Source organism: Nocardioides yefusunii (assembly GCF_004014875.1).
Taxonomy (GTDB): Bacteria; Actinomycetota; Actinomycetes; order Propionibacteriales; family Nocardioidaceae; genus Nocardioides; species Nocardioides yefusunii.
Genome location: NZ_CP034929.1, coordinates 1606140 through 1631045, shown reverse-complemented (window position 1 = coordinate 1631045; position 24906 = coordinate 1606140). Strand labels below are relative to the sequence as shown.

The following is a 24906-nucleotide window of genomic DNA, read 5'->3' as shown; positions in this document are numbered from 1 at the left end:
GGAGGGAACCTTAGTGGGATTCGGGCCGCGCACCCGAGTGCTCGGAAAGGTCAGCAGCGGCCAGGAGTGCCTCCACCACGCGGTCGGGAGCCACGAGCGGTGCGTCGTGGCCGCAGTCGAGCACGTCATAGGCCAAGCCAGCCTCGTCCATCCTCCGGCGCGAAACCGTCGAAGGGAATCCCTGCGGAGTTCCCGAGCAGAACCAGGTGCGTACGTCCACCTCCTCGGGCACGTCGGGAACGACGTCGAGCGAAGGTCCCATCGGCGTGGGCGTCAGTCGCGCCGAGGCCCACGCGGCGGTCTCCTCGTCCAGGTCCGCGGCCGCCACCAGGGGGCGCGCGGGCACCCAGAAGTCACGCGGGGGCAGATGCCCGCCCATACCTGTGAGGTCGACGGCGCGTTCCCCGCGAGCCAGGACTGCTGCATCCAGGTGCACGAGGACCGCGATCCGCTCCGGGACACGCGCCGCGAGCGCTGCGGTCACGATGCCGCCCTGGCTGTGGCCCACCAGCACGAGCTCATGCAGGTCCTCGGCCACGACGAGACGCTCCAGGGCATCGACCCAGACATCGAGGGAAAGGATTGCCTCCCCTTCGATGTACCGCTCACCGCACCCGGGCAACGACGGCGCATGCACGTCGTGGCCCGCCGCAACCAGGCCGGGTCGCACCCGCGCCCAGGACCAGCCACCACGGAAGGCACCGTGCACCAGCAGGAACGGACGCTTCACGCCGGGTCACCGGTGTGCGGCGCCGGGCGCTCGTCGAACACGACCTCGACGATCTCGCGGGGGTAGGACTCGTACGGCACGAGGTGTTCGTACATCTTCACCGTGTGCTCGACGTAACCCTGCTGACGCGTGCACTCCTCGTAATCCTCCAGCGTGTCGAACCACCGCAGGTGCGTGAAGTGCGTCGGGTCCTCGGTGCCGCGGACCAACTGCCGGCCTCGGAACCCGGGGTGGTCACGGAAGAACTGACCGAACTCTTCATTGAGCTGTACATAGGCGTGGACATGGGCCTCTTCGGGCTTCGTCCAGGCTTGCGAGATGACGACGATCACACCAACCCCCTTCGCGATAGATCATATATCTATACAATCTGTCCCATGGCCGAGAAAGTGAGTCAGACCAAGACCATCCACGAGTTCCTCGCGGAGAACCCCGACGTCGACAACACCGAGTTGTGGGCACAGTTCTGGGAGATCCTCAGCGACGCCAAGGAACGCATCGTGGCCGAGCTCCCGGTCCAGGCACACCCCTCCAGCGAGGGTCTGGAGTACTGGGCCACCGAGGACAAGTCCTACGAAGGCTCGATGAACACCTTCGTCGGTGACCCCGACGCCGGCGCGGAGTGGCTCGTCCACTCCTGGATCGGCAACCGCACCAACTCGATCCTCGACATGAACCTGCAGGTCTGGCTGGGACCGCACATCGACGTGCCCCACCTGATCCTCGTGTTCGGCACCATCCCCAACATCTTCTTCTACTCCGAGCTGGTCCCCCGTCGCGACCTCATGACCGAGGTGGACTACCTGGAGAAGTACTACGAGCCGCTGAACGAGGACTACCTCGCACTGCGTGGCGACGACCGCTTCACGTGGTCGGTCTCCCATGGCTCCTACATGCGCGCCTTCCTCTCCCCCGTCGCCCACTCCTACGTGGCCGACCGGACCGAGGACGTCGTCGCCACCCTGCGTCAGGTCGTGAACACGCGCGTCGACAAGTGGTTGGAGGCCGTCCGCACCGCGGTCGCCACCGACCCGTCCGAGCGTGCCGCCCTGCGAGAGCGTGACCACAAGGTCCGCACCTACGGATACACCCTCGACCCGATGAACGAACTCTCGAAGAAGTTCCTCGGTGCCGCAAGGGTCGAAGAGCTGGTCGCAGTCCGCGCCGGCTTCAAGCAGATGGAGGAACTTGCATGAAGGTCCTGGTCATCGGAGCCGGTTTCGTCGGCTCCGCCGCGGCCGAGCGCCTGATCGGTCTCGGTCACGAGGTCACGGTCACCACCACCACCGAGGCGAAGGTCGCCCCCCTGGCCGAGCGCTTCGGCAACGCGATCGTGCTCAAGGGCTCCGACCGTGACGGCGTGCACGCTGCCGTCGCGGCCGCCGACGCCGTCATCGTCACCGCCGGCCCCTCGGCACAGGGGTCCATGACCCCCGAGGGTCGCGCGAAGACCTACCGCGAGATCCTCGTCGGCACCGCCGAGAACGTGGTCTCCGCCCCCGGCGACGCCCACATCGTGTGCCTCTCGTCGCTGTCGGTCTACGGCAACGCCGCCAACCACCTCGACCTCGTCACCGAGGACGCCCCGGTCACCGACTCGGACGACCCGAGCCCGGCCAACTTCATCCTGATGGAGAAGACCTACCTCGCCGCGGGCGAGCGTGTGGCCGTCCTCCGCTGTGGTGACATCTTCGGTGAGGGTGACCCGCCGATCGAGGACAAGGTCAAGATGGCGCACCAGTACCTGGGCGGCTCCGTGCCGTTCTCGGGCGACGCGCTGCTGTACCGCCTCCAGGTCGAGGACGCCGCGAACGCTGCCGTCCACGCCATCGTCAACAAGCTGCAGGGTGTCTTCAACCTCACCCACGACGAGGTCCCCCCGACCAACTCGACGCTGTTCGACACCATCTCGCTCCGCAACGACCTCCCCGCGCTCGAGTACCGCGGCGAGATCGCCGGACCGACGTCGCCGATCTCGGTCAAGAAGCTGATCGACTCCGGCTTCACCCCGTCGAAGTCGTACGACCCCGCACTCGACGAGCTCAAGAACGCCTGACGCTCACCTGAGTACGACGAAGGCCCCCGTCCTGATGGACGGGGGCCTTCGTCGTGACCGGAGCAAGACCGGTTCGCGAACCGATCAGGCGGGACGACGACGGCTGACGAACCACGCAGCCACGCCACCGAGAGCCAGGACGACAGCGCCACCACCCAGGATCAGCGGCATCGCGGAGCCCTCGTCGTCGACGGTGATGACGTCGGCGGAGGCCTCCTCGGTGGACGTCACCGCACCGGGCTCAGCGCCGGCAGTCAACTCACCGAGCCCGGTCGCCTTCCACGGGTCGCAGCCGGCTTCGATGGTGAGACCCATCATCTCGTCGAACTCGAAGGTGAACTTCGACAGTTCCACGTCGCCGTCGATCGCCGGGATCGTCCCGACGAGATCAGGAACCGGCACCGGCGACGAGGCCTCGGCGTCCACCGAGCGGGTCCCGGTGAGCGTGAACGGCTCCTTGCCCACCGAACCCTCGAGGACGACACGCATGCGACCTCCGTCGATGGCCACCGGGGCGATGCCCGGAATGCTGGGCATCTGGGCCAGGAGTTCGTAGGAGTCCCCCACTCGAGATGCCTTGACGGCCATCGGACCCTCGTAGCGGAAACCCTCCACGAAGGGCTGGAGCAGGCAGTCCAGGCTGACCTCACCCGACACCCCACGGCTGTCGGCGGCAACGGCACCTGACACCAGCCCCTGGGTGGCGAGGGAGGCGGCGGCAAGACCCAGGGTCGTTGCGACAGCAGCACGCTTGACGGACATCTGTTCTCCTCGTCGATTCATCGGCGCAGCCCACGGCCACGTCACAGGAATGGTTGTTCTCACACAGGAGGGACCCGCGGCCAGCGGCCGCAGGTCCCTCACTCATGACTCCTGACGAGGAGTCACGTTGTTGCTCAGTTGGCGGAACGACGCTGGCGCGGCATCCAGACCAGGAGGCCGGCGCCCGCGACACCGAAGGCCAGGGCCCACAGACCGATGACCGGCATGGCGTCAGCTCCACCGGTGCGCGGCAGGGTGGCCGTCGTGTCGGTGGTGCCCGTACCGCCACCAGCACCAGCACCAGCACCGGCATCGCCGTTGCCGTTCTTGTCTTCGCCGTCCTCGTCATCGAGTTCACCGATGCCAACGACCATGTCGCCGAGAACGGCGCCCTTGGTGACCTCGCAGTCAGCCGTGATGACGAGGTTCATCATCTCGCCGAACTCGAAGCCGAAGGTCTTCAGTTCGACCTCGGCCTCCTCGTCGGCCAGATCCACCGAACCCTTGAGAGTCGGGACCGCAACCGGGGCGTTGGCTTCAGCGTTCACCGTGCTGGAGCCAGTGAGCTCGAACGCCTTGCCGCCGGCAGTGCCGGTGGCGGTGACCGTCATCGAGCCGCCGTCGATCGGAACCGGGGCGATGCCGGGGATCTTCGGGAAGGTTCCGGCGAGCTGGACCGTGGTGTCGTCCGCCGTCGCACGCGCTCCGGAGATCGCGATCTCACCCTCGTAGACGAAGTCCGACTCGAAGGGCTTCAGCAGGCAGCTGAACGAGGCGTTCCCGCTGGCGGGAACGCCCTCCTTGCCCTCCTCCTTGGGCGGCTCGGTCGGCCCGTCGGTCGGAGTCGGCGTGGGGGTCGGAGTCGGCGTGGGGGTCGGAGTCGGCGTGGGGGTCGGAGTCGGCGTGGGGGTCGGCGCCGGCTCCGGGGCTGCGCCCACGACCGGGCTGAACACCGGAATCGATCCCGACTTGTAGGTGCAGGTGTCACCCACCACGTCAACCATGAAGGCGAAGCTCGACAGGTCCAGCTGGATGTCGGAGGCCGTGGTGGAGACCGTGCCCTGGATGTTGGCCGGCAGGACCACCGGCTCCTTGGTGCCGTTCTTGCTGGGGTTCACGTCGGTGTTGCCGTTGCTGGCGAGCGTGATCGGCTTGCCGTCGGCGGTACCGGTGAACGTGACCGAGGCGGCGGCGTCCTTCATCGAGATGAAGGACGGCACCACGCCGGGCATGTCGCTGGTGCTCATGACGATCGTGACGTCCGTGGCGTCCGGCGTGGCACGCAGGGCCTCCACCTTGATGGTCGCCTCGTAGTCGAATTCGGCGTCCTTGAAGTCGGGCATGGTGCAGTGGAACGTCACCTTGCCCTCGACCTTGGCGTCAGCCGCCTGCGCGGGGGAACCGAGGGAGACCGAACCAGCGGCCAGGACCGCCACCGCGGAAGCAGCCAGGCTGCGCTTGAGGGTCATCAGGCGACACCCTCGTTGCGACGCGGGGTCATGCGGAGAGCCGCAACGCCACCGGCGAGCAGGAGCAGGCCGCCGCCGAGGGCGAGACCGAGGGTCTCACCGGCACCGGTCTTGGGGAGCTCCCCAGCAGCAGTGGTGCTCGTGGTGGTGTCGCCCGGAGTCGGGGCCGGGGCCGGAGCAGGGGCCGGAGCAGGGGTCTCGGCCGGGGCCGGGTCAGCAGCGGCAGCGCCGAAGGAGATGTCGTAGTAGACCGTGTTGGCCTTCAGGGTCTCGGCGTCGACAGCGTTGGGGAGCGGCTGCGCGCCGATGATGCACTTCTGCGTGGAGCAGTTGATGCCCTTGAACTCCTCCTTCATGACGAGGGAGAGTTCCTTGATGTTGCCGTTGGCGTCAGCGGTCACGAAGGTGGCACCGGTGGCGGTGTTGCAGTCGACCGGACCGGTCATGCCTTCCTTGCACTGGCCCACGGCGATGCTGGCCAGGCCCGGCTTGAAGCCGGTGCCCGACACGGTGATCTGGTCGCCGTCGGCGAGACCGGTGGTCTTGCTGACCTCGAGGGTGGCGGCCGCGAAGGCGGGGCTTGCGAAACCGACGAGCGCGAGGCCCGCAACTCCGGCGAACGCCCTGGTGAGCTTCTTCGGTGTCTTTCTCACTGGTACTCCTCGTGGTGACGATCACGTGTGCTCGTGATCGGTGTTCGATCGACGCCGACTGTCAGTGGTGCCGGCGCCGGGATGGTGCTGGTGCTGCTGGGTACTGCTTCGGGGCTGCGCCCGACCGTCAGGACGGCGGGGCAGTACTGCGGGGTGCTGACAGGACCGGCGAGAGTTCCGCTGGTCCTGAAGTTGTGGTGGAGCTCCACCCGCGGACACCGAAGCGTCCGCGGGCGGAGATGTCACTCCAATGTGTATGAAGTTTGCTTCATGGGGAAGCCTCAGACGGTCGGAACCGGGAGATTGTTCTCCGACTTCTTCAGACTGACCGAAGAGTCCTCGTCGTCCTCGACCACATGCAGACCCGAGCGGTTGATCGCCGCGGAGTCCCCACCGAGGTAGGAGCGGACCACGGCCGGGTCGTTGCGGACCTCGTCCGGCGTGCCGGAGGCGATCACGCGACCCAGGTTCATCGCGATCATCCGGTCGCAGATGTTCGACAGCAGCGGGAGGTCGTGCTCGATGACGACCATCGTGGTGCCGAACTCGCGTCGGATGCTGAGCAGCAGCTCACCCAGGGCGTCGGACTCGCTCTGCGCGATACCGGCGGAGGGCTCGTCGAGCAGAAGGACCCGCGGCGACAGCATCAGCAGGCCGGCGATCTCGACCACGCGGCGGGTGCCGGTGGAGAGCTCGTCGATGGTGCGGTCTGCGTAGGCGTCCAGACCCATCCGGGCCATCAGCAGTTCGGCCGCCTCAGCCTTGGCGTTCTCCGCGGACGTGACGCCCAACATGGACCACCACAGGCGGCTGGGGGCGACGCGCTCCTGAGCGATCATGAGGGTCTCGCGGACCGTCAGGGTCGGGAAGAGCGCCGCGTCCTGGAAGGAGCGGACCAGACCAGCGATGGCACGGTTCTCCGGCGACGCCTTGGTGACGTCCAGGCCGTCGAAGACGATCTTGCCCGAGTCGGGGACCGTGAAGCCGGCCACCATCTCGAACAGCGTCGTCTTGCCGGCACCGTTCGGGCCGATGATGCCGATGATCTCGCCGTGCTTGACGGTGAAGTCGACACCGTCGGCGGCGACCACGCCACCGAAGCGCTTGGTGATCTGGTTGATCGTGAGGATCGGGGCACCGGTGCCGGGGACGACGTGGTCGGCATCGAGGTCAGTGATGCCGTCCATCAGACCCTTGAGGTCCAGGGCCTGCTGCAGCGGCGAGACCGCAGGGGTCGCGGGGCCCAGGCGGACGTGCACAGGATCGATGCCACGACGACGGGCGAGCATGTCGTAGAAGCGGTTGCGCCAGTTCATGAGAACGCCACCGAGACCGTCCGGCAGGGCGATGACGATCGCCAGCCACACCATCGACAGGATCGCACCACCGAAGATGCCCAGCGGGTAGAGCGCGGGGATTCCGATGATCACGAGAGCACCGATGATCGGACCGCTGGTGACGGTGAGACCACCGACCACCGCGATCGCGACGACGTCGATCGAGGCGCCCGACGGGAACGAGTTGACCGTGAGCTGGGTCTGGCTGTGGCCGATGACCACACCACCCAGACCGGCCAGCGCACCCGTGAGGCCGTAGAGCTGGAACTTGCGCAGGCGAGCGGGAACGGTGAGGGCACGCGAGGCGTCCTCGTTGTCGCGCAGCGCCTGGAGCGAACGACCGAAGCCAGACTTGCGCACGTTGTCGGTGACGATGAAGCCGATGGTCAGCAGCAGCAGCGAGAAGAGGTAGTAGTCCTTCGCGTACTCGACCGGGTAGTCCCAGACCGTGGGCTTGGCCGGCTCGATGCCGTTGCCCAGGAAGAAGTCCAGGCGGAAGATCCAGCTGACCGAGGCCAGCGCGAACGCCAAGGTGGCCAGAGCGAGCGCCAGTCCCTTGAGCTTCATCGCGGGGATACCGACCAGCATCGAGATGACGGCGGCCGACAGGATGCCGCAGAAGACACCGAAGACCCAGCTGCCTGAGTTGCTGACGGCCTGGGCGGACATGGCGGCCGCGATGCCGGCGTAGGCGAACTGACCCAGCGAGAGCTGACCGGACACACCGGTGAGCAGTGCGACGCTCATGCCGACCAGCGCGTAACCGATCAGGTTGGTGAGAGCCGAAGCGGTCTCGTTGGTGACCCAGTAGGCCAGGCCGATGGAGATGAAGGCGACGAGCACGAGGCCGATCCGCGGAGCCCAACGGATGAACGCGATGTTCTCCTTGTAGGCCGCCGGGACGGGCTCTGCCACCACGCGACGCCAGCTGACGCGCTCCTTGCCGGCACGGCCCAGGGCAGGCTGGGACAGCAACGCGACGATGATGATGAGGCCGATGGCCACGTTCACCAGGCTCGCGGTGTCGGGGTTGGAGCGCAGGAACTGCTCCACCAGACCCACACCGAGCGAGGCGACGACGGCGATCGGGATCGACGCCATGCGAGCGATGACGGCACCGGCGAGACCCTTGAGCAGGAGCTCGGGTCCCATGCCCTCGATCGAGATGTTCGACGACGTCGGGGTCACCAGGATCGCGGAGAATGCCGCGATGGCACCGGCGATGCACCAGGCGAGCGCTGCCATGCGGCGCGCCGGGATGCCCTCGAGCTGTGCGGCGTCCGGGTCGTCGGCGGCAGCACGGATGCCCATGCCGACCTTGTTGTGGTACAGGAACCACCACAGTGCCACGAAGAGGGCCGTGCCCAGGATCAGCATCGTGATGTGCGGCGGGCCGACCTCGAGAGTGCCGATGTAGAACGTCGGCAGGAACGGGGCGATGGGGTACTTCAGACCCGTGGCACTGCTCAGGAGCAGCGCGATGCCCGCGATCAGCTGGGACAGACCCAGGGTCGCGATCATGCCGATCAGGGCCGGGCGGCCGTTGAGGCGCCGCACGACGACGACCTCGATACCGGCGGCCAGAGCCCCCGCGGCCGCGATCGCGACCACGAAGGCGATCCAGAACGGGAACTTCAGGTCGAGGACCAGGAAGGCGAGCACGGAGGCACCGAAGGTACCGATGGATCCGTGCGCGAAGTTCACGAAGCGGCTGGACTTGTAGACCAGCACCAGACCGACAGCCAGCAGGCCGTAGGTCATGCCGTTGAAGAGACCCATGACGACTCGTTCGACTCCGAAGTCGAACCCGTCGAGGATCATCGGGGAGACACCGCCCACAGCGGTCGCGAGGAGGCTCATGCGTGGGCCTCCGCGTGTCCGCCCAGCATCAGCGCGGCGACGCGCTCGGGGTCAGCGGCCAGGACGGCAGCGTCCTCTTCAGCGATCATCGTGCCCTTTTCCATCACGTAGGCCCGGTGCACCAGGGAGAGCGCCACGTTGACGGACTGCTCCACCAGGAGGATCGAGGCTCCACGTTCGTTGAGACGACGCACCAGGTCCATGAGGCCACCGACGACGACCGGGGCGAGACCGAGCGAGAACTCGTCGACGACGAGGAGCTTGGGGTCACCCACGATGGTCTTGGCCAGGGCCAGCATCTGTCGCTCTCCACCCGAGAGGGTGGAGGCTGCCTGGTTGCGACGTGCGTTGAGACGCGGGAAGACGGCGAGGGCTGCCTCAGTCGCTTCCTTGGTCCACTTGCGGTCAGAGTTGGTGTAGCCGTGCATGAGCAGGTTCTCCACCACGCTCATGGACGGGAACGAGGACTGTCCGACGACCTGGCACAGCCCGGCCTCCACGCGCTTGCGAGTGGGGGCGGAGGTGAGGTCCTGGCCGAGGATCGAGACGGTCCCGGCGTCGGGGGTCAACAGACCGCCGATCACCTTCAGCAGGGTGCTCTTGCCGACGCCGTTGGGGCCCAGGAGGGCCACCATCTCGCCGCGCTCCACCCGGAGGCTGGAGTCGAAGAGCACCTGCAGGGGGCCGTACGAGGCGTGGATGCCGTCGACGACCAACGCAGGACTACTGGTCATCGAAGGAACGCTCCTCACCCTCGTAGAGGAACTCGCCCATCTTGCCCTCGGCGTTCTGGGAGTCGGCAGCGAAACGCATCACCTTGAAGCCACCCGAACCGCCGTATCCCTTCCAGTTGCCGTCCTTGTCGACCAGACCGTTGCCGAACCCGGCAGCCGTGCGGTACTCCGAGGCGTTGGCCTTGAGCGCGTCGGACCAGGTCCAGGCGTTGAAGTCGTCACCCTCGGCGACGTTGTCGGCACCGAGCTTGAGCATCATGATCGCGTCGCAGTACGGCAGCGCCACGCGAGCACCCTCACGGGTCTTCCAGGTGATACCGGCCTCCTTGTAGATGCCGATGCACTTCTCCTCCTCGGCGGAGGGGAACGGGTGGCTGTCGGGCTGGGTCACCTCCTGCGCAGGGGTGGTGCCGACGCCGACCATGGTGTTGCGCATGGACGGAGACGAGAGCTCGTCACCGTTGTTGGTGAAGTAGGTCGGGTTGTCGTAGCTCGTCATCGCGTAACGGGCCTCGTACTTGATCGCACCGGCAGCGGTGGAGAACATCGACGCCATGCGGGCACCACCGAGGAACACGACGTTCTTCAGGCCGCGGTCACGGAACGAACCGGCAGCCTCACCGAGCGTGGTGTTGAGCGTGCCCATGTCGGTGGTGTCGATCCAGGAGACCTTGAAGTCGACGCCCTTCTCCTCGAGCATCGGCACGACGGTGTTCTCGTAGACGCGCTTGTTGACGGGGCTGTCAGCCGCGACGACACCGAGGCCACCGGCGCCGGCCGCGAAGAAGCCCTCCTCGTCCAGGACCTGGAGCTGGGCGCGGGTGTGCGCTCCGAGCTCCGGGTAGGACGGGGACCAGAGGAAGGGAGCGAGCTCCTCGTAGTACTCCTGGTCGGAGGCGAGCAGCGTGGCGTCCATGACGACGGTCTTGCGCTTGGCGTAGCACGGACGCGCATTCGTCTGGAACTGACCGGTGATGACGGCGGCGAAGGCCTTCTCGTCCTGGGTGATCTGGTTGCAGAGCTGCTCTTCGGCCGCGACGCTGTCGTTGATGCCGTCGTAGAGCTTGTAGACGGCGTCGAGCTTGCGCCCGCCCATGCCGCCGTTGGCGTTGACCCAGGTCTCGAGCGCCTCGACCTGCTCGGCGAGGTCACCGGGCGGCTCGGTCTTGAAGCCCGTGATGGCCTCGACAGCCGTGAGGTCAGTACCGACGAAGACCACCTTGACGGAGTCCTCGGTCACGCCGGGGCCGTCTCCGGCCTGGGGCTGGGCAGGGCCGGCCCCGCCTCCGGGGTTCTGACCCGGCATCAGCGCGCCACACGCTGCCAGCGAGAGCACGAGGCCTGCCGACACGATGCCCGAACGGACCAGGGCTGACTTGTCGGACCACATGCTCGAGCTCCGAGCCTGCCTCTTCCTGCCTGCTGCCACAGCTACTCCTCAGACGGGGGGAATACGAATGATTAAAGAATATAGGATCTATACGTGCGGCGCATCACATCAGGACACATTGCCCTTGTTTCGCGCCCACCACCGATCTGCTGCATCCAGGTCGACGACGGAGTCGTTGTCCTCAAGGACTTCGGGCGCCGCGTGGACGACCTTGCCCTCCTTCCACCACTTGTCGAGTGCATCGAGATCGACCACCGAGGCACCGGCCTCTGCCGTCTCCGGACCCGCGGGGATCGGGGCAGCCTTGGTGCGACGACGCGACACACCCCAGACCAGCAGGCCGACGCCCGCCACATTGGCCGCGAACAAACCCCACGGATAGGTGTCCCAACGGACACTGAAGGAGGTCGCGGTCTCGTCGCCGACCTGACCGACCACCTGGTAGGTGCCGAAGGAGGCCATCGGGAGGGCCAGGTTGATGCCGACTGCGACGCGGGCGCCCGGCTCGATGGTGCCGAGGCTGGTGGCGACCGTGCTCGGAGTGGCGTCGGCCGTTCGGCCGATGCCCAGGAGCACGTCCGGGTCGTCGGCGGCGGCGCCACCGACGTTCTCGACCTCGAACACCACCCGACGCTCGGAGGAACCGCCGAAGAGTTCACCCATCGAGACGGATCCCTCGAGCGTGGGCTCGGTGAGCTTCAGCTCGGCGACGGCGATGGCGTCAGGGACCTCCGGAGCAGGGACCTCGACAATGGGCGCGGTCTCCGGGAGCGGAATGTTGAGCGGCGGAGCGGTCGGGGCGATCGGGGCGATCGGGGCGGGGACCACCGGCGCGGGAACACTCGGCGCGGGCACGCTCGGGGGCACCGCCACCGGCGGAGTGATGGGAGTGGGCACCTCGGCCGGAGGCGTGACCGGAGGCTTGGACCCGCTGGGTCCCGGGACCGCGTTGGCCAGCTCGACGCGCGCAGTGAGCTCGCCGAAGGAGGCCTCACGCGTCTGGCGCGCCCGGAGGGCGGTGGCGTCGAGGTCAGTGAGCACGTAGTCGGTGGTGAAAGCGCCGTCGACGTCGGTCCAGACCTCGACGGCCTTGTCGGAGGCGGCAGCCTCGCCGGCACGACCGCGCACTCGCACCTGCGTGAGCGGGTCGAACCCGACACCGGCCACGACCACGTCGAGACGCTCGTCGCCGACGGTCTCGGTCGCGGTCAGCACCGGCGCCCCCAGGATGCGCAGCGAGAGCGGCACACCCGCGGGGGCACTCGGCACCTCGGGGGTGCCGATCTTGACCAGGGTGACCTCGCCCTGACCCACGACGGCGCCCTGGGGAACCGCGACCTCGAAGCGCTCGACGACGCCCTCCTCGTCGGAGGTGACGACCATGTTGTCGAGGACGTAGGGACCACCGGCGGGCCCGAAGCCCACGTTGAAGGAGGAGGACGTCTCCATGCCGCTGGCACTGAGCACGAGCACGTCTCCGGCGCGGGCGGCCGCAGTGCCGACCTGGCCCCGGACGTCGTCAAGGAGGAGCAGCGAGGTGTTCTGCACCGCGAACTCCGACATGACCCCGACGAAGGGCTCGGGGCTCGCGGCGGGGTTGAGCGCGGGCACGACCTCGGTGCCGCCGGGGGCCGGCGCCGCCGAGGCGGTGGGCTCAGTGCCCTGCTGGGCGTTGCACGCCCAGTGCAGCGTGGTGACGGACCCGGGAACGGTCTCCTCGGTCACGACGAAGTGCACCGACTGCAGGACGACGCGGTACTCACCCTCGTCGACGAGGTCGATCACGTCTTCGGCAGTGAAGACCAGACCGTCGGCCTGCTCTCCCGCCTCGACGGCGAACTCGGTGCTCGCGATGCGCATGCGCTCGGAGAGTTCCTCCGGCGTCAGCTCAGCAGCCACGTCCTCGCCGGGGGCGATCAGACGCAGCACGGCGTGCGCAGTGCCTTCGCGACGCGTGGTCGCGTCCAGGACGGGGCCGTCGGCGAGCTCGAGGGAGATCGAGCGCTCGGATCCTCGAGCAGTACCGCCCGAGGTCTCCAGGCGCAGCTCCGCGCCATCGGCGTCCGGGCTCCAGGCCACGGGCGCGGTGGCCACGTCGCCTCCGATGCCGTCGGACTGCACGGGTGCGGTGAGCTGACCCAGCAGGTCATCCTCGGCGATGCCCGTGGTTTCAGGGGTGTAGACCCAGCACGCTCCCATCGCCCGCACGGCCTCAGCCGCGAAACTCGGGCTGGCGTGCAGTCCCGTCGCAACAGGCATGACGACGAGAGTCATTGCTGCGAAGAGCCTCGACCTGGATCCCACTTGTACCTCCGTGCTCGATGCGATCTGGATCACTCTAGGCGATGATATATTCATTACGTGTCAACAACGTTTCGCAACCTCATCACGAACACCGTGCGCCTCGCTGCGGAACTGGCGCTGACCGCTGGTTTTGTACTCCTGCTGTTCGCCTTCTACCTGCTGGTCTGGACCGGTCACCGGAACGCGGCGGTCCAGGCTGACCTGCTCGCGGAGATCCGCACCACCGACAGCAACGGCAAGATCCAGCTGCCCGCGAAGCCGTCCAACGGCGACGGGGTCGCGATCATGCACATCCCCCGTTTCGGCGACGACTGGGAACAGGTCATCGTCGAGGGCACCGAGAACGAGGACCTCATGAAGGGCCCCGGACACTTCAAGGGCACCGCCATGCCTGGCAAGAAGGGCAACTTCGCGATCGCTGGCCACCGCGCCACGCACGGCGAGCCCTTCGCGAAGGTCGAGGAGATCGAGGTCGGCGACGAGATCCTGGTGGAGACCAACGACGAGTGGCTCGTCTACACCGTCGCCTGGACCCAGATCGTGCCGCCCACTGCGATGTCCCTGCTCGAGCCCGTCCCCGGATACCCGGGCAAGAAGGCCAAGCAGCGTCAGATGACGATCATCACCTGTCACCCACGCTGGGGCTCCACCGAGCGCTACGTCGTCGGCACCCAGTTGACCAAGCGCGTCGCCGCCGAAGCAGGCCGCCCCGAACTCAAGCAGCCCGCCTGAGGCTCCGGCCTCACCGATCGCTCCCCCACAACCGAAGGACGTCACGCACGTGTACGCAGCTCTCTGGCGAGTTCTCCCGGGTCCGGTCTGGGCCAAGGTGCTCCAGTGCCTGGCACTGCTGACCATGGTGGTCGTGGTGCTCCTGTACTGGGTCTTCCCCTGGGCCGAGCCGCTCCTGCCGTTCGACCAGATCATCATCGGCAACGAGTGACCTGACCAGCTCCGCACAGGCCCCGCCCCGTCACCCTGACGGGCGGGGCCTGATGCATTCCGGCGCAGGTCGCGGGCACCACGCGTCCGGGCATGCAGAAGGGTCCCGGACCTGCTGGTCCGGGACCCTTCCTGATCACCTCACAGGAGGCAGGAGATCAGTGGTCGCGCAGGAGGCTGCCGTAACCGTGCAGCTTGTCCTCGATGCCGTTCTCACGCAGCGCCATCCACCAGGTGGCGGCGTTGATCGCGATGACCGGCTTGCCGAGCCAACGCTCGGCCTCGTCGGCGAGTTCGGTCATGCACAGGTTGGTGCCGCACTGGACGATGGCGTCGATGTCGTCGCCGTCGACTTCCTGCAGTGCCTCACGCAGCTGCTGCTCGGTGACCTGGGCGATCTCGACCGCGCTGTTGACGCAGAGACCCTTGATCGCGCCGACCTCGAAGCCGAGTTCGGTGAAGAACTTGCGGACGTTGGCGTCACCCAGGGGGGTGTACGGGGTCACGACCGCGATCTTCTTGGCACCGTAGAGCTTCAGCGCGCGCTCGCACGCCTCGGCTCCGGTGGCCACGCCGAGACCGCCGGTGAGGTCCTGGATCTGCTTGACGAACTGACGGTTGCCCTCGACGCCGTCCCAGAAGGTCTCGGCGCTCATGCCCATGACCATGTAGTCGGGCTGCATGGTCATGAGGCTGCGCACGCAGTCGTCCATGTTCGCGCGGATCTGCACGAGGAGGTTCTCCATGCCCTCGTCGGTCGCGATGCGACCGTCGGGGATGAAGATGCGGCCGTAGTGCGAGGTGACACCCGGGACGCGCATCATGTCGAACTCAGGCTGCACGATGGTGTTCGTGCTCGGGGCGATGACGCCGAACTTCTTGCGCCATCCCAGACGGTCGATTCCACTCATGCGGGAACTCCTGCCTTCTCTTCTGCCACCGGGTTCTCGGTGGGCTGGTTCTTGAAGTGCTCGCGCAGCCAGAGGCATCCCAGGAGGAAGAGCAACTGGATGGACGAGTTGGTGAGCTGCTCGGCCCACTGGAGCGCAGCGGTCTGGTTGGGCTGCGCACCCAGCGGCGGGAGGATGTTGGTGCCCAGCACGTAGACCACGAACACCCAACCCACCGAACGCTTGCCGGCCCGGAAAGCCACGGTCGCTGCCGTGACGCCGAAGAACGTCGCACCGATGGCTGCTGACGCCAGGAGCGGCAACATGTTGCCCACCACGACTGCGACGACCGAACACGCCACGGGGATCAGCGCGAAGGGCCACCCCACGACGACGTTCCCCTTGGAGGCACTGAGGATTGCCCACGCCATGGCCGCGAAGCCGAAGGAGATGAACGGGAACAGCACCTGCTCCAGGATCGGGTACTCCCAGCAGCCGCTGGCCACCAGGAGTTTCCATGACGCCTTGGAGAGACCGCCGACCGCGATCAGGACCGCACCGACGGCCGCCGGCAGGAACGTCTGCGGAACCCGCGCACGCACTGCCTGGACGAGGACGACGAGGGCAGCGGCAGCCAGGATGCAGGGGACGAAGTCCTCCACGGCCAGGGCCACGCCGTACTCGGCGCAGACGTCCACGGTCCCGGCGGCCATCAGCTGGCCTCGGTGAAGAGGTCGCGCTTGGTGAAGCCGGCGGTCAGGAAGCGCTTCATCACCTTGCCGTTGGTGAGCCACTCGACGCGAGCGCCGTTCTTCGTGGCGGCCAGGACGTTCTCAGCGAGGAACGGGGTGACCGTCTCGACCTTGTCGCCCAGGATGTTGAAGATCTTCTTGGCCTTCTCGAAGCCCTCGGGGTCGCCGTCGTAGTCACCGACGAGCAGGTCGGTCACGACGATGCCGGGAGAGAGGAAACCAAACTTCACGGCGCCCTCCTTGTTCTCCTTGGCCAGCGCCTTCGTCAGGTAGCGAACTCCGTACTTGGAGGTGCCGTAGACGCCGATGCCGTCCTGGATCCGTCCGTCGGAGCCGAAGCCCTCCATGTTCCAGACGAATCCGCCGGTCGGCTGCGCGGCCATGCCCTTGGCGGCCACGGCGCAGGCGTTGTGCGTGCCCACGACGTTGACCTTCAGGACGTCCTCGATCACCGACTGCTCGATGTCGACGATGGGCTTCTTGGGGGCGGAGATGCCAGCGTTGTTGACCCACACGTCGACGCGACCGAAGGTCGCCACGGCGTGGTCCCACAGTGCCTGCACCTGGGCGCGGTCGGTGATGTCGGTGGCCAGACCGGTCGCCCGGTCCCCTGCCGCGAGGGCAGCGAGACCGGCGTCGACCGAACCTTGGGAGCGGCCGCAGACGACGACCTTGGCTCCGCGGGCGAGGAACTCACGCGCGAGTCCGAGACCGATGCCACGGACGCCGCCGGTGACGACGACAACCTTGTCGGCGCCGCTCTGGGCGATCGCGGTGCTCATCGGGCTTCCCACTGCAGCGAGCCGTGCACCCAGTGAGTGGTGGTCTCGCCCGACATCAGCTGCCAGACGATCGCGAGCTCACGGGTGGTGGGGTCGATCAGGACCTCACGGCCACGGATCTTCTCCACACCGGTGCCGTCGGCACCCATGATGTGCTGGGTGGTGAACAGCGCACGGCCGTAGGAGGTCGCGTTGCCGAAGACCTCGGGGCCCTCGAACATCGTCCGGGCACCGTCGCGGTAGCGGTCGAAGGTGTACTTCCGCTCCAGGTCGCCGGTCCAGGTGATGGTGTGACGCGCCGAGCGGAGCGAGGTGGGCTCGTGCTCGATGGTGACGTGGACCGCGCCGGTGGGCGAGGTCTGGTCGGCGTTGTCGAGGAAGAGGGTGCCGGTCCAGGCGCCCTTCTCCTTGGTGGGCAGCACCTGGGGCCGCGAGCCACGTTCGGTCTCCAGGGCACGCCACTCGTCGACGAACTTCTGCGTCTCGGGGTTGGTCTCGCGGTCAGTGGTCCGCTTGTAGATGCCGTTGAAGACGGCGCAGACGGCCCAGCCGTCGTGCAGGACCGAGGAGTACACCTGGGTCTCGCCGTCGGCGAGCACCTGGTTCCAGGTGCGCAGGTCGGCCTGCCAACCGGGCGAGTAGTAGTTCGCCTCGACGAAGAAGCCGTACGGCTGCCCGGTCCCGTAGAAGTCGGGTCCGGTGTAGACGCGGTTGGTGTCGGAGTCCACGACGCCGAAGTCGAACTGGGCGCCCAGTTCGAAACGGTTGCGCAGCGGACCCGCGCCCGAGAGCTTCGAGTCCATCCAGTAACGCGCACCCTCGGCGGTGACCTCGGAGGCGCGGGCGATGTACTCGAAACCGACGTGGTTGCCCTGGGCGTCGAACAGCGCGGGGATGCCGTGCCACTCCCCCTCGATCCGCTTCTGCCACTCCGACGTCTCGACCTCAGCGGTCTCGACGGCGGGGACCTCCGCGGAGGCGTTCACGTCCTGGCTCATGCCGGGAGGTCGTTGGAGACGAGGTGCAGACGGAGACGCTCGGCGGTCTCCTCGCCCAGCAGACGGGTCATCTGGGCCCAGACCTTGTCGACCTCGGGCGAGAACAGCAGGGCGCGGTTCTTGGCGTCACGCACCGCGAGGTCGGTGTCGGCGACGTCGGCGACGACCTCGGCGGGGATCTCGTTGTTGACCAGGGTCAGCCAGTGGTCGAGGTAGGCGTTGACGGGCTCGTTGAGCGCTGCGAAGGCCTCCTCGGTGGCGCGGTTCGCGACCATCCAGGAGGACATGACGGTGAGCTGGCGCGGCTCGAGGGCAGCCTTGGAGAGGCCCTCGGACGAGGTCAGCTTCTCGAACGCCTCGGAGATCGGGGTGTGCGACCAGTCGGTGGTGACCATGTGGGTACCGGCGTCGACGCGCTGGATCAGGTCGAGGTGGAAGGCGAGGTGGCCGCCGGCCTGGACCGAGTCCAGGGTGTAGTGCGGGACCGGGGAGTTCTCCGGCATGAAGGCGAAGACCATGTGGGAGTCCAGGCCGATCTGCGGGACGACGACGCCGATGTAGACGATCTTGGCGACCTTGTCACCGGTGAAGACGCGGACCGAACCGACCGGGTCGGGACCCATGACGGAGGTCAGGACCTCGACCGGGCCGCCGTCGGCGCCGAGGATCTCGGTGGATCCGGTGTTCGCGACGATCTTGTCGAGGGTGGAGATGCAGAGATCAGCGGGAAGCGTCATGGGACTACCTCTTCGTGTCAGTGGTGGCGGGGATGGTTCGGGCGCACGCCCGAGTGCCGCTCGCGCACGTGTGGGCGCAGAGCGACGAAGGCCGGCCACCGGTGTCGGTGTCCGGCCTGGGTCCTGGACCGGGAACGCTGCACGAGCGTCCCCAGTCCGGGTGCGCCGCGTGCCGTGACCTTCTCGGGGGTCACGGCACGCGGCGGACGATCACTTCTTGTTGGCGGCCGCCGCGGTCTCGGCGTCGATGGCCTCGCGCTCGGCGGTGGTCATCATCTGGGGGGCGCGGCCCTCGAGGATCTGACGGCTGCGCACCTCCTTGAAGTTCCAGGCCGAAGCCAGCTCGGGCACGAGCTTGCGAGCCGGGGAGGGAATGACGCGGGCCTCGACGCGGGCCGGGCCCTCACCGACGATGGTGTTGCCCTCGACGGACCAACCCATGTCGATGAGCTCCTGACGACGACGGCGGAACAGCACCGCGTTGTAGTCCGACTTCACGTGCAGCTCGGAGGCGAGGTCGAAGGGCAGCAGCTCGGGACGGATGCCGTCAACGATGACCTGGTCCTCGTAGAGCACCTTGAAGACGCGACGCTTGGCGTCGGCGTCGGCCCAGGCACCCTTGAAGAACGCACGCAGAGCGACGAACTTGACCAGGGTGGTCTCCTCGTCGATCGGGATGTTGACGTCGTAGATCTTCATGGCACCCATGGGGGTGTCGACCTCGAGCAGGATCATGTTCGGCAGCCACCAGGTGTTGGACACCTTGACCGGCGGACGCTCCTTGAGGGACTGCTTCTTGTTGGGGTTGATGAGACCCCACATGCCCTTGGATGCCGGCGGGTGCAGGGTGACGGAGATCTTGCAGCTCCAGTCGGTCTCCTCCACGTCGTAGTCGGCGACCTCGGGCTTCTCCGGGTTGCCGAAGACACCACCGTGGACGAACGGGGTGTGGGCGACGTCGACGCCGTTCTCCAGGATGCGCTCGTAGTTCGACTTCCAGAGGAAGGAACCACGCACGGCGCGGTAGTTCACGGTGTCGTCGATCAGCGACCAGTCCGGCATCGGCGGACGCTCTTCCTCGGGCAGGTCGCCCATGAAGATCCACACGAAGCCGTACTTCTCCACCGTCGGGTAGGAGTCGACGCGGGCCTTGCGGGGGATCGGCTTGTCGGGGTGCGCCGGAATCTTGCTGACGGCACCGTCGGGCTCGTACTCCCAGCCGTGGTACGGGCAGGTGACGCAGTCACCCTTGACCTCACCGTCGGAGAGCGCAGCTCCACGGTGGACACAGAGGTCGGACATGGCGACGACGGAGTTGTCGCTGCCCTTGCGGTAGATGACCAGCTGCTGACCGAGCAGCTTGACCTTCATCGGCTTGCCCGCGACGACGTCCTGGCTGAACTCGACGGCGTACCAGAAGTTCTTGAACACGGTTTCCTCCTAGCGTCGCCGGAGAACGGCGATCAGTGGGGACGGGGTTTCACAATGCTGCGACAGGGACTCGGCGGCTGCCGGGTCCTTGCCAAGATGGGTGGCGAGAAACTCTGTGACGAGGGCCACAAAGATCTCACGGAGAGGTTCCTGGTCTGCGACCAGGGGTGCCTCGAGGAAGCCTCGAGCCGAGGTGGGGTCCTCCGGCTGCACCGGCAACAGGTGCCCGGCGCCGGCGAACTGCACCAACCAGGACTCCGCCGCGTGCGGCAGGCCCTCGGCCCAGGTGCGCGCCACGGGGTCGTGGGACGCGTCGGTGACCTCGGTGCCGTACCGGATGGAACTGGCCTTCACCACGCCGTCCTCGGTGCCGCTGAGCAGCATCACCGGGACAGTGGCGGGGCTGGCGAGCAGCGTGCCGGGCTCGAAGCCGAGCATCTGCGACGCCATGAGGTGCGAGCCGTAGGTGATCACGGCACCCACTTCGGGGAACCACACCGGCGAGGCCGACTGCAGCGCCACCGTGCCACCGGCCGAGTGTCCGAGCAGGGCGACCTTCGACATGTCGAAGATCCCTGCCAGCGGCCCCTCGGCGTTGAGCGCGGTGAGCCGGTCGAGGACCGGACGCAGTGCCGGCGTGGTCGGCGCGGTCCCGTAGGCCTGCGGGGTGGCGACAGAGATGTCGACACCGGGCGTCAGGCCCGTCTGACCGGGGAACAACTCCCCCACCCAGTCGTAGGTGACCACGACGTTGCCGGCGCGGACGAGTTCAGCGGCCAGCCAGGTGTAGCCGGCCGAGCCCACGTTCACTCCGGGAACGACGACCACCACGGGATACGGGGCGGACGTCAGGTCCGGGGCGAGCGCGCCACTCATGCGCTCTGCGTCAGTGCGTGCCTGGTGCGCCGGGTGACGGACGGTCAAGTGGACCGTGTCGAGTGGCGCGGGCACGTCGTCCACACGCACCGCATCGCGGTACGCGCGGACGACGACCTCGTTGCTCATGGTGTGCGTGAGCCTCAGGCGTCCAGCGGACGCGGGAGGGCGCGGTCGCCACCCCACAGGGCACGGACGAGCTGCTCGGTGCGCTCCTCGCCGAAGTAACGCACGGCGACGACGTTGGCCGGGTCGAGCTCGGCGATGTTCTTGCGGGTGTTGAGGTCGTTCTGAGCGAGCTCAGCCTGCTTCTCGGCGGGAACCTCGGTGGCCTCGGCGACCCACTGGAGCCAGCGGTCCATGTGGTCGTTGGCGGTCTTGCGAGCCAGGTCGAAGAACTCCTGCGACGGCTCGGCCATGAATGACCACGCGGTGGGCGAGTAGGTGGCGCGAACGAACGAGTCACGCGAGACGAACTCGTCGACACCGGGGGTGTTCTTGTGGATCTGCTGCCACTCGTCGTTGAACGGGGCGTAGTACTTGTTGTAGTACTCCAGGTCCGTGGGGATGAGCTTGCGCGGCACGGAGTCCATGAACATCCAGGCCTGCGGGAAAGCGCCCAGCGCCATGCCGAAGTGCGGGACGTCGATGTGCGGGCCGAGCCAGATGGTCAGGTGCACGTTGACGAAGCCGAGCTTCTGGTTCTGCATGTGCGAGTGGATCATCCAGTCGACGTTCTTGCCGGTGTAGGCACGAATCTGACCGGAAGGACCGCCTTCGACCTCGGACGCGAACGCCTCGAGCTCGTCAGTGGACGGGTCGCGCTGGAGGTCACCCAGGGCAGCCATCGCCTTGTTCTTGAGACCCTCGATGATGTCGAGCCACTCCGCGAAGGTGGCGGAGACGTCGGTGACGGGGGCTTCGTCCAGGAAGTCCTGGACGAACTTCATCTTCTCACTCATGTGGCGTCCTCGTTGGTGTGAGGGGGATCATTGATCCGGACTATATATGATAGCGATTGGTTGTCGCGGGAAACCGCCGACTTTTCTGAGAATCTTTCTCAAACAGGCCGTTTTCAGACTCAGAACCGCCGCCCGGTGGACGTCGAACGAGCGTCTCGGACACGCAGAGAGGCCCTCCTCCCGACCCGGGAAGAGAGCCTCTCGTGCCTGGAACGGATCCAGGTGTCAGGTGCCCGGGTACGCGGCAGCACCGGATCCGGCGCCACCCTCCCGGAACGCGCCCGGAGCGTGCGTGACGCACGCCTGGGTGTACTCGCGCAGACCCTCGTCGCCGTACTCACGACCCCAACCGGATCGCTTCACGCCGCCGAAGGGGGCACGCAGCGACATGCCGGTGCGGTTGTGGGTGTTGACGAAGACGAAACCGGCCTCGAGGCGGCTGGCCACCTCGAACGCACGGTCCTCGTCGGCCGACCAGACCGAACCGCCCAGACCGAGGTCGCCGGCGTTGGCACGAGCCACCACCTCGTCGACCTCGTCGAAGGCGAGCACGGGCAGGAGCGGACCGAACTGCTCGGCTGCGACGACCACGTGGGAGTCGTCCAGGCCCAGAGCCAGGGCGGGACGCACGTAGTGGCCACGCTCCAGGTCCGTGCCCTCGACGACGGTGCCGATCTCGCGGACCTCTCCCCCGGCGTCGACCACGGAGGCACGCAGGCCTTCGAGACGGGCGCGGGAAGCGGCGTTGACGACCGGCCCCACGGTCACGCCGTCCGCGAGCGGGTCACCGAGGTGCAGGGCACGCTCAGCGGCGGCCTCCATCTTGGCGACGACCTCGTCGAAACGCGAACGGTGGACGTAGAGACGCTTCACCGCCATGCAGACCTGACCCGAGGTGGCGAAGGCCGCCATCACGAGACGGTCGGCAGCCTCGTCGGTGAGGTCGACGTCGTCGAGCAGGATCGCTGCGTCGTTGCCGCCGAGCTCGAGGACGCTGGGCGTCAGCGTGCGACCCGCCAGAGAGGCGATCGCACGCCCCGCCCCGTCACCACCGGTGAAGGCGATCCGGTTGACACCGGTGTTGCCGACCAGTGCGGTCGCGGTCTCGACGTCACCCTGTACGACCTGGACGAGTCCGGCCGGCAGGTGCTCGGCGACGATCTCACAGAAGCGCTGCACCGCGAACGGTGCGAACGGCGACGGCTTGATCACGATCGCGTTGCCGGCCACCACGGCCGGGGCGACCTTGAGGATCGTCAGGATGATCGGCGCGTTCCACGGGGTGATCGCACCGATGACGCCGAATGGGCGGTGGTCGATGACCAGACGCCCACGCTCGTCGTCGCTGACCTCAGGAGCCAGGATCTCGGCGGCACGGTCGGCGTAGTGACGCATCACTGCGACGCCGAACGTGGCCTCACCGATGGAGTCACCGCGGACCTTGCCGGTCTCGCGGGCCATCAGCTCACCGATGGTTTCCAGGTGCGGGACCACGGCGTCGGCGGCGCGGCGCAGGGCCTCGGCGCGCTCGGCGACCGGGACCTGCGCCCAGGCACGCTGGGCCACGCCGGCGCTGCGCACGGCGTCGTCGACCTGCTCAGGGGTGGTGAAGGTGACGGTGCCGACGGTCTCGTCGACCCGTGCGGGGTTCTCCCGGGTGAAGCTCTCCGGCGCGGAGGCCGCGCCGGAGGGCTTCACCGTGGTGGTGGGGATGCTCACGGAAGCCTTTCGAATCAGTGACGGTGGAGGGCGAAGGCGCCCTCCAGGCCGACGACCTGGGCGCCGGTGAAGATCCGAATGGTCTCCACCGTGCCCTCCTCGCCCATGCCCGACAGTCCCCATGCCGGGCGCGGCGTCATCAGGTGCAGGCTCATGATGGTCGAGCCGTTGACCTTGACCTCTCCGGCGCGGATGCGACGGGCGACGGACAGGGCACGCTCGGTGTCCTGTCCGAAGACGTACGCCTCCAGGCCGAAGGGAGTGCCGTTGGCGATCGCCACGGCCTCGTCGTCGGAAGTGTAGGTGTGGACGGTCGCGACGGGTCCGAAGACCTCCTCGCGGCTCGCCTCGTCCGAGACACCGGTCAGGAGGACGGGAGCAAGGAACTGCTTCTCGTCCGGAACCGGCATCGAGGTGTGGACCGTGCCGCCGGCGGCGACGCGCTCCGCGATGGCCTCGTCGAGACGAGCACGGTGGATCGAGTGCACGATCGGGCCGAAGTCGGTCGACGGGTCGAGCGGGTCGCCGGCCTTGATGCCGGAGAGCTCGGCCAGGACGGCCTCGAGGATCTCGTCGGCACGGTCGGCCGGGAGGACGAGGCGCCCCAGGGCGCGGCACCACTGACCGTTCATGGTGGTCATGAGGTCGGCAGCGGCGCGCGCGGCGTCAGCGGTGGTGGTGTCGGGCAGGATCACCAGCGGGTTGTTGCCACCCAGCTCGAGCTGGAGCGAGGTGTAGTTCGCTGCACACTGGGCCGCGATGGCCGAGCCGCCCACGAGACCACCGGTGAAGGAGACCGCACGGATGCGGGAGTCCGAGACCGCGACGCCACCCTGGTGGGCACCACCCTGGATCAGCTGGAAGGTGCCGGCAGGGGCGCCCTCGGCCACGAGGACCTCGTGGATGATCCGACCGACCTCGGTGGTGCCGTAGGGGGCGTACTCGCTCGGCTTGAGGATGGTCGGAGCACCGGCGGCCAGCGAGCTGGCAGTCTTGTGCGCGGCCATCGGGGCCGGGGCGTTCCACGGCACGAGGTTGAGGGCGGGGCCCAGCGGGAAGTGGTGCACCTCGACGGTGTGACCGGCGTCCGAGGTCTCGGTGCTCAGGAGCGCACCGTCACGAATCGTCTGCGCGGCCAGGTGGAACGCGGCCGAGGTGATGAAACCGACCACGGAGGTCTGCTTGACCGGGGCACCGGTGGCGAAGGCCTCCAGCGCAGCCAGACGCGGGGCCTCCGAGGCCAGGGCGACGGCGATCTTGTCGAGGATCTCGGCGCGACGCTCGATGCTGACGCCGGACCAGGTGCCCTCGACGTGCACGCGCTGGGCTGCAGCGAGCGCGGCCTCAAGGGCCTCGTCGGACGACGCCTTGGCGTGGCCGAGCTTCTCACCGGTGAAGTTGTCCTCCAGCACGAGCGGCAGCTCGAGGGTGGGGATGCGCACCTCGCCGTCGATGATCTCGATCGACTCCGGGAGAACGAGGTTCTCGCGGGTGATCACGGGAGCAGCAACGTCGGACACGA

General features: G+C 67.5%; 23 protein-coding genes. 4 read left to right on the top strand and 19 right to left on the bottom strand.

The features are described from left to right. Positions 1–10: 10 nt before the first annotated feature. A complete protein-coding gene (locus EOV43_RS07395; RefSeq protein ID WP_128220625.1) occupies positions 11–730 on the bottom strand; it encodes an alpha/beta fold hydrolase in 720 nt (239 codons plus the stop codon). Further along, entirely contained in the window at positions 727–1062 is a 336-nt protein-coding gene (locus tag EOV43_RS07390; protein ID WP_128220623.1) for an antibiotic biosynthesis monooxygenase family protein, read from the bottom strand. Before EOV43_RS07390 ends, EOV43_RS07395 begins: the two co-directional genes overlap by 4 nt. 45 nt (positions 1063–1107) lie before the next feature. Between EOV43_RS07390 and EOV43_RS07385 the strand changes: the two genes are divergently transcribed. Both EOV43_RS07385 and EOV43_RS07380 read left to right on the top strand, forming a co-directional pair. Further along, positions 1108–1926 (top strand): hypothetical protein, encoded by an 819-nt coding sequence (locus EOV43_RS07385; RefSeq protein WP_164878767.1) that lies wholly within the window; start codon positions 1108–1110, stop codon positions 1924–1926. After that, positions 1923–2786, top strand: coding sequence for an NAD-dependent epimerase/dehydratase family protein (locus tag EOV43_RS07380; protein ID WP_128220619.1), 864 nt, complete (start codon positions 1923–1925; stop codon positions 2784–2786). The genes EOV43_RS07385 and EOV43_RS07380 overlap by 4 nt, the downstream gene beginning before the upstream one ends. An 84-nt stretch (positions 2787–2870) precedes the next feature. Here the strand turns inward: EOV43_RS07380 and EOV43_RS07375 are convergent, their stop codons facing one another. From EOV43_RS07375 to EOV43_RS07345, 7 genes are all read right to left on the bottom strand, one after another. Then, positions 2871–3548 (bottom strand): hypothetical protein, encoded by a 678-nt coding sequence (locus EOV43_RS07375; protein WP_128220617.1) that lies wholly within the window; start codon positions 3546–3548, stop codon positions 2871–2873. A 134-nt stretch (positions 3549–3682) separates the two neighbouring features. Then, the gene (locus tag EOV43_RS15575; protein WP_206611423.1) at positions 3683–5017 is read right to left on the bottom strand and encodes a hypothetical protein; all 1335 of its coding nucleotides are present in this window, start codon (positions 5015–5017) and stop codon (positions 3683–3685) included. Next, on the bottom strand, positions 5017–5670 hold the full coding sequence (locus EOV43_RS07365; RefSeq protein WP_128220615.1) for a neocarzinostatin apoprotein domain-containing protein: 654 nt from the start codon (positions 5668–5670) through the stop codon (positions 5017–5019). Before EOV43_RS07365 ends, EOV43_RS15575 begins: the two co-directional genes overlap by 1 nt. 281 nt (positions 5671–5951) lie before the next feature. Then, a complete protein-coding gene (locus EOV43_RS07360) occupies positions 5952–8867 on the bottom strand; it encodes a branched-chain amino acid ABC transporter permease/ATP-binding protein (RefSeq protein WP_128220613.1) in 2916 nt (971 codons plus the stop codon). After that, positions 8864–9601, bottom strand: a complete 738-nt coding sequence (locus tag EOV43_RS07355) for an ABC transporter ATP-binding protein (RefSeq protein WP_128220611.1) — start codon at positions 9599–9601, stop codon at positions 8864–8866. Before EOV43_RS07355 ends, EOV43_RS07360 begins: the two co-directional genes overlap by 4 nt. Further along, on the bottom strand, positions 9591–10991 hold the full coding sequence (locus EOV43_RS07350) for a hypothetical protein (protein ID WP_128220609.1): 1401 nt from the start codon (positions 10989–10991) through the stop codon (positions 9591–9593). Before EOV43_RS07350 ends, EOV43_RS07355 begins: the two co-directional genes overlap by 11 nt. A 108-nt stretch (positions 10992–11099) precedes the next feature. Then, positions 11100–13250, bottom strand: coding sequence for a hypothetical protein (locus tag EOV43_RS07345; RefSeq protein ID WP_128220607.1), 2151 nt, complete (start codon positions 13248–13250; stop codon positions 11100–11102). Between the two features lie 102 nt (positions 13251–13352). Between EOV43_RS07345 and EOV43_RS07340 the strand changes: the two genes are divergently transcribed. Together EOV43_RS07340 and EOV43_RS15405 are read left to right on the top strand one after the other, a co-directional pair. Beyond that, a complete protein-coding gene (locus tag EOV43_RS07340; protein ID WP_164878768.1) occupies positions 13353–14027 on the top strand; it encodes a class E sortase in 675 nt (224 codons plus the stop codon). Between the two features lie 49 nt (positions 14028–14076). Next, positions 14077–14238 carry a hypothetical protein gene (locus tag EOV43_RS15405; RefSeq protein WP_164878769.1) on the top strand — a complete coding sequence of 54 codons (162 nt, stop codon included), beginning with the start codon at positions 14077–14079 and terminating at the stop codon, positions 14236–14238. 157 nt (positions 14239–14395) lie between these two features. Here the strand turns inward: EOV43_RS15405 and EOV43_RS07335 are convergent, their stop codons facing one another. The 10 genes from EOV43_RS07335 to EOV43_RS07290 all read right to left on the bottom strand — a co-directional run bounded on the left by EOV43_RS07335 (position 14396) and on the right by EOV43_RS07290 (position 24904). Next, on the bottom strand, positions 14396–15148 hold the full coding sequence (locus EOV43_RS07335; protein WP_128220603.1) for a maleate cis-trans isomerase family protein: 753 nt from the start codon (positions 15146–15148) through the stop codon (positions 14396–14398). Beyond that, positions 15145–15840, bottom strand: coding sequence for a hypothetical protein (locus tag EOV43_RS07330; RefSeq protein WP_128220601.1), 696 nt, complete (start codon positions 15838–15840; stop codon positions 15145–15147). The genes EOV43_RS07335 and EOV43_RS07330 overlap by 4 nt, the downstream gene beginning before the upstream one ends. Further along, positions 15840–16661 carry an SDR family oxidoreductase gene (locus tag EOV43_RS07325; RefSeq protein WP_128220599.1) on the bottom strand — a complete coding sequence of 274 codons (822 nt, stop codon included), beginning with the start codon at positions 16659–16661 and terminating at the stop codon, positions 15840–15842. Before EOV43_RS07325 ends, EOV43_RS07330 begins: the two co-directional genes overlap by 1 nt. Next, positions 16658–17659: a hypothetical protein gene (locus tag EOV43_RS07320; RefSeq protein ID WP_128220597.1), complete on the bottom strand. Its 1002-nt coding sequence runs from the start codon at positions 17657–17659 to the stop codon at positions 16658–16660. The genes EOV43_RS07325 and EOV43_RS07320 overlap by 4 nt, the downstream gene beginning before the upstream one ends. Continuing rightward, positions 17656–18396 carry a hypothetical protein gene (locus EOV43_RS07315; protein WP_128220595.1) on the bottom strand — a complete coding sequence of 247 codons (741 nt, stop codon included), beginning with the start codon at positions 18394–18396 and terminating at the stop codon, positions 17656–17658. The genes EOV43_RS07320 and EOV43_RS07315 overlap by 4 nt, the downstream gene beginning before the upstream one ends. 210 nt (positions 18397–18606) lie before the next feature. Further along, positions 18607–19827, bottom strand: coding sequence for an aromatic ring-hydroxylating dioxygenase subunit alpha (locus EOV43_RS07310; RefSeq protein ID WP_128220593.1), 1221 nt, complete (start codon positions 19825–19827; stop codon positions 18607–18609). 9 nt (positions 19828–19836) lie between these two features. Next, entirely contained in the window at positions 19837–20832 is a 996-nt protein-coding gene (locus tag EOV43_RS07305) for an alpha/beta hydrolase family protein (protein ID WP_128220591.1), read from the bottom strand. Between the two features lie 14 nt (positions 20833–20846). Beyond that, positions 20847–21665, bottom strand: coding sequence for an oxidoreductase (locus EOV43_RS07300; protein ID WP_128220589.1), 819 nt, complete (start codon positions 21663–21665; stop codon positions 20847–20849). 225 nt (positions 21666–21890) lie between these two features. Next, complete coding sequence (locus EOV43_RS07295; RefSeq protein ID WP_206611422.1) at positions 21891–23384, bottom strand: aldehyde dehydrogenase family protein; 1494 nt, start codon at positions 23382–23384, stop codon at positions 21891–21893. Positions 23385–23398: 14 nt separating this feature from the next. Next, on the bottom strand, positions 23399–24904 hold the full coding sequence (locus EOV43_RS07290; RefSeq protein WP_206611421.1) for an aldehyde dehydrogenase family protein: 1506 nt from the start codon (positions 24902–24904) through the stop codon (positions 23399–23401). Positions 24905–24906 lie beyond the last annotated feature (2 nt).

Excerpts from the sequence above, each read along its gene's own strand:
- EOV43_RS07385 (WP_164878767.1), top strand. The coding sequence starts at position 1,108 with ATGGCCGAGAAAGTGAGTCAGACCAAGACCATCCACGAGTTCCTCGCG.
- EOV43_RS07380 (WP_128220619.1), top strand. The coding sequence starts at position 1,923 with ATGAAGGTCCTGGTCATCGGAGCCGGTTTCGTCGGCTCCGCCGCGGCC.
- EOV43_RS07375 (WP_128220617.1), bottom strand. The coding sequence starts at position 3,548 with ATGTCCGTCAAGCGTGCTGCTGTCGCAACGACCCTGGGTCTTGCCGCC.
- EOV43_RS15575 (WP_206611423.1), bottom strand. The coding sequence starts at position 5,017 with ATGACCCTCAAGCGCAGCCTGGCTGCTTCCGCGGTGGCGGTCCTGGCC.
- EOV43_RS07360 (WP_128220613.1), bottom strand. The coding sequence starts at position 8,867 with ATGAGCCTCCTCGCGACCGCTGTGGGCGGTGTCTCCCCGATGATCCTC.
- EOV43_RS07355 (WP_128220611.1), bottom strand. The coding sequence starts at position 9,601 with ATGACCAGTAGTCCTGCGTTGGTCGTCGACGGCATCCACGCCTCGTAC.
- EOV43_RS07350 (WP_128220609.1), bottom strand. The coding sequence starts at position 10,991 with ATGTGGTCCGACAAGTCAGCCCTGGTCCGTTCGGGCATCGTGTCGGCA.
- EOV43_RS07345 (WP_128220607.1), bottom strand. The coding sequence starts at position 13,250 with ATGCCTGTTGCGACGGGACTGCACGCCAGCCCGAGTTTCGCGGCTGAG.
- EOV43_RS07335 (WP_128220603.1), bottom strand. The coding sequence starts at position 15,148 with ATGAGTGGAATCGACCGTCTGGGATGGCGCAAGAAGTTCGGCGTCATC.
- EOV43_RS07330 (WP_128220601.1), bottom strand. The coding sequence starts at position 15,840 with ATGGCCGCCGGGACCGTGGACGTCTGCGCCGAGTACGGCGTGGCCCTG.
- EOV43_RS07325 (WP_128220599.1), bottom strand. The coding sequence starts at position 16,661 with ATGAGCACCGCGATCGCCCAGAGCGGCGCCGACAAGGTTGTCGTCGTC.
- EOV43_RS07320 (WP_128220597.1), bottom strand. The coding sequence starts at position 17,659 with ATGAGCCAGGACGTGAACGCCTCCGCGGAGGTCCCCGCCGTCGAGACC.
- EOV43_RS07315 (WP_128220595.1), bottom strand. The coding sequence starts at position 18,396 with ATGACGCTTCCCGCTGATCTCTGCATCTCCACCCTCGACAAGATCGTC.
- EOV43_RS07305 (WP_128220591.1), bottom strand. The coding sequence starts at position 20,832 with ATGAGCAACGAGGTCGTCGTCCGCGCGTACCGCGATGCGGTGCGTGTG.
- EOV43_RS07300 (WP_128220589.1), bottom strand. The coding sequence starts at position 21,665 with ATGAGTGAGAAGATGAAGTTCGTCCAGGACTTCCTGGACGAAGCCCCC.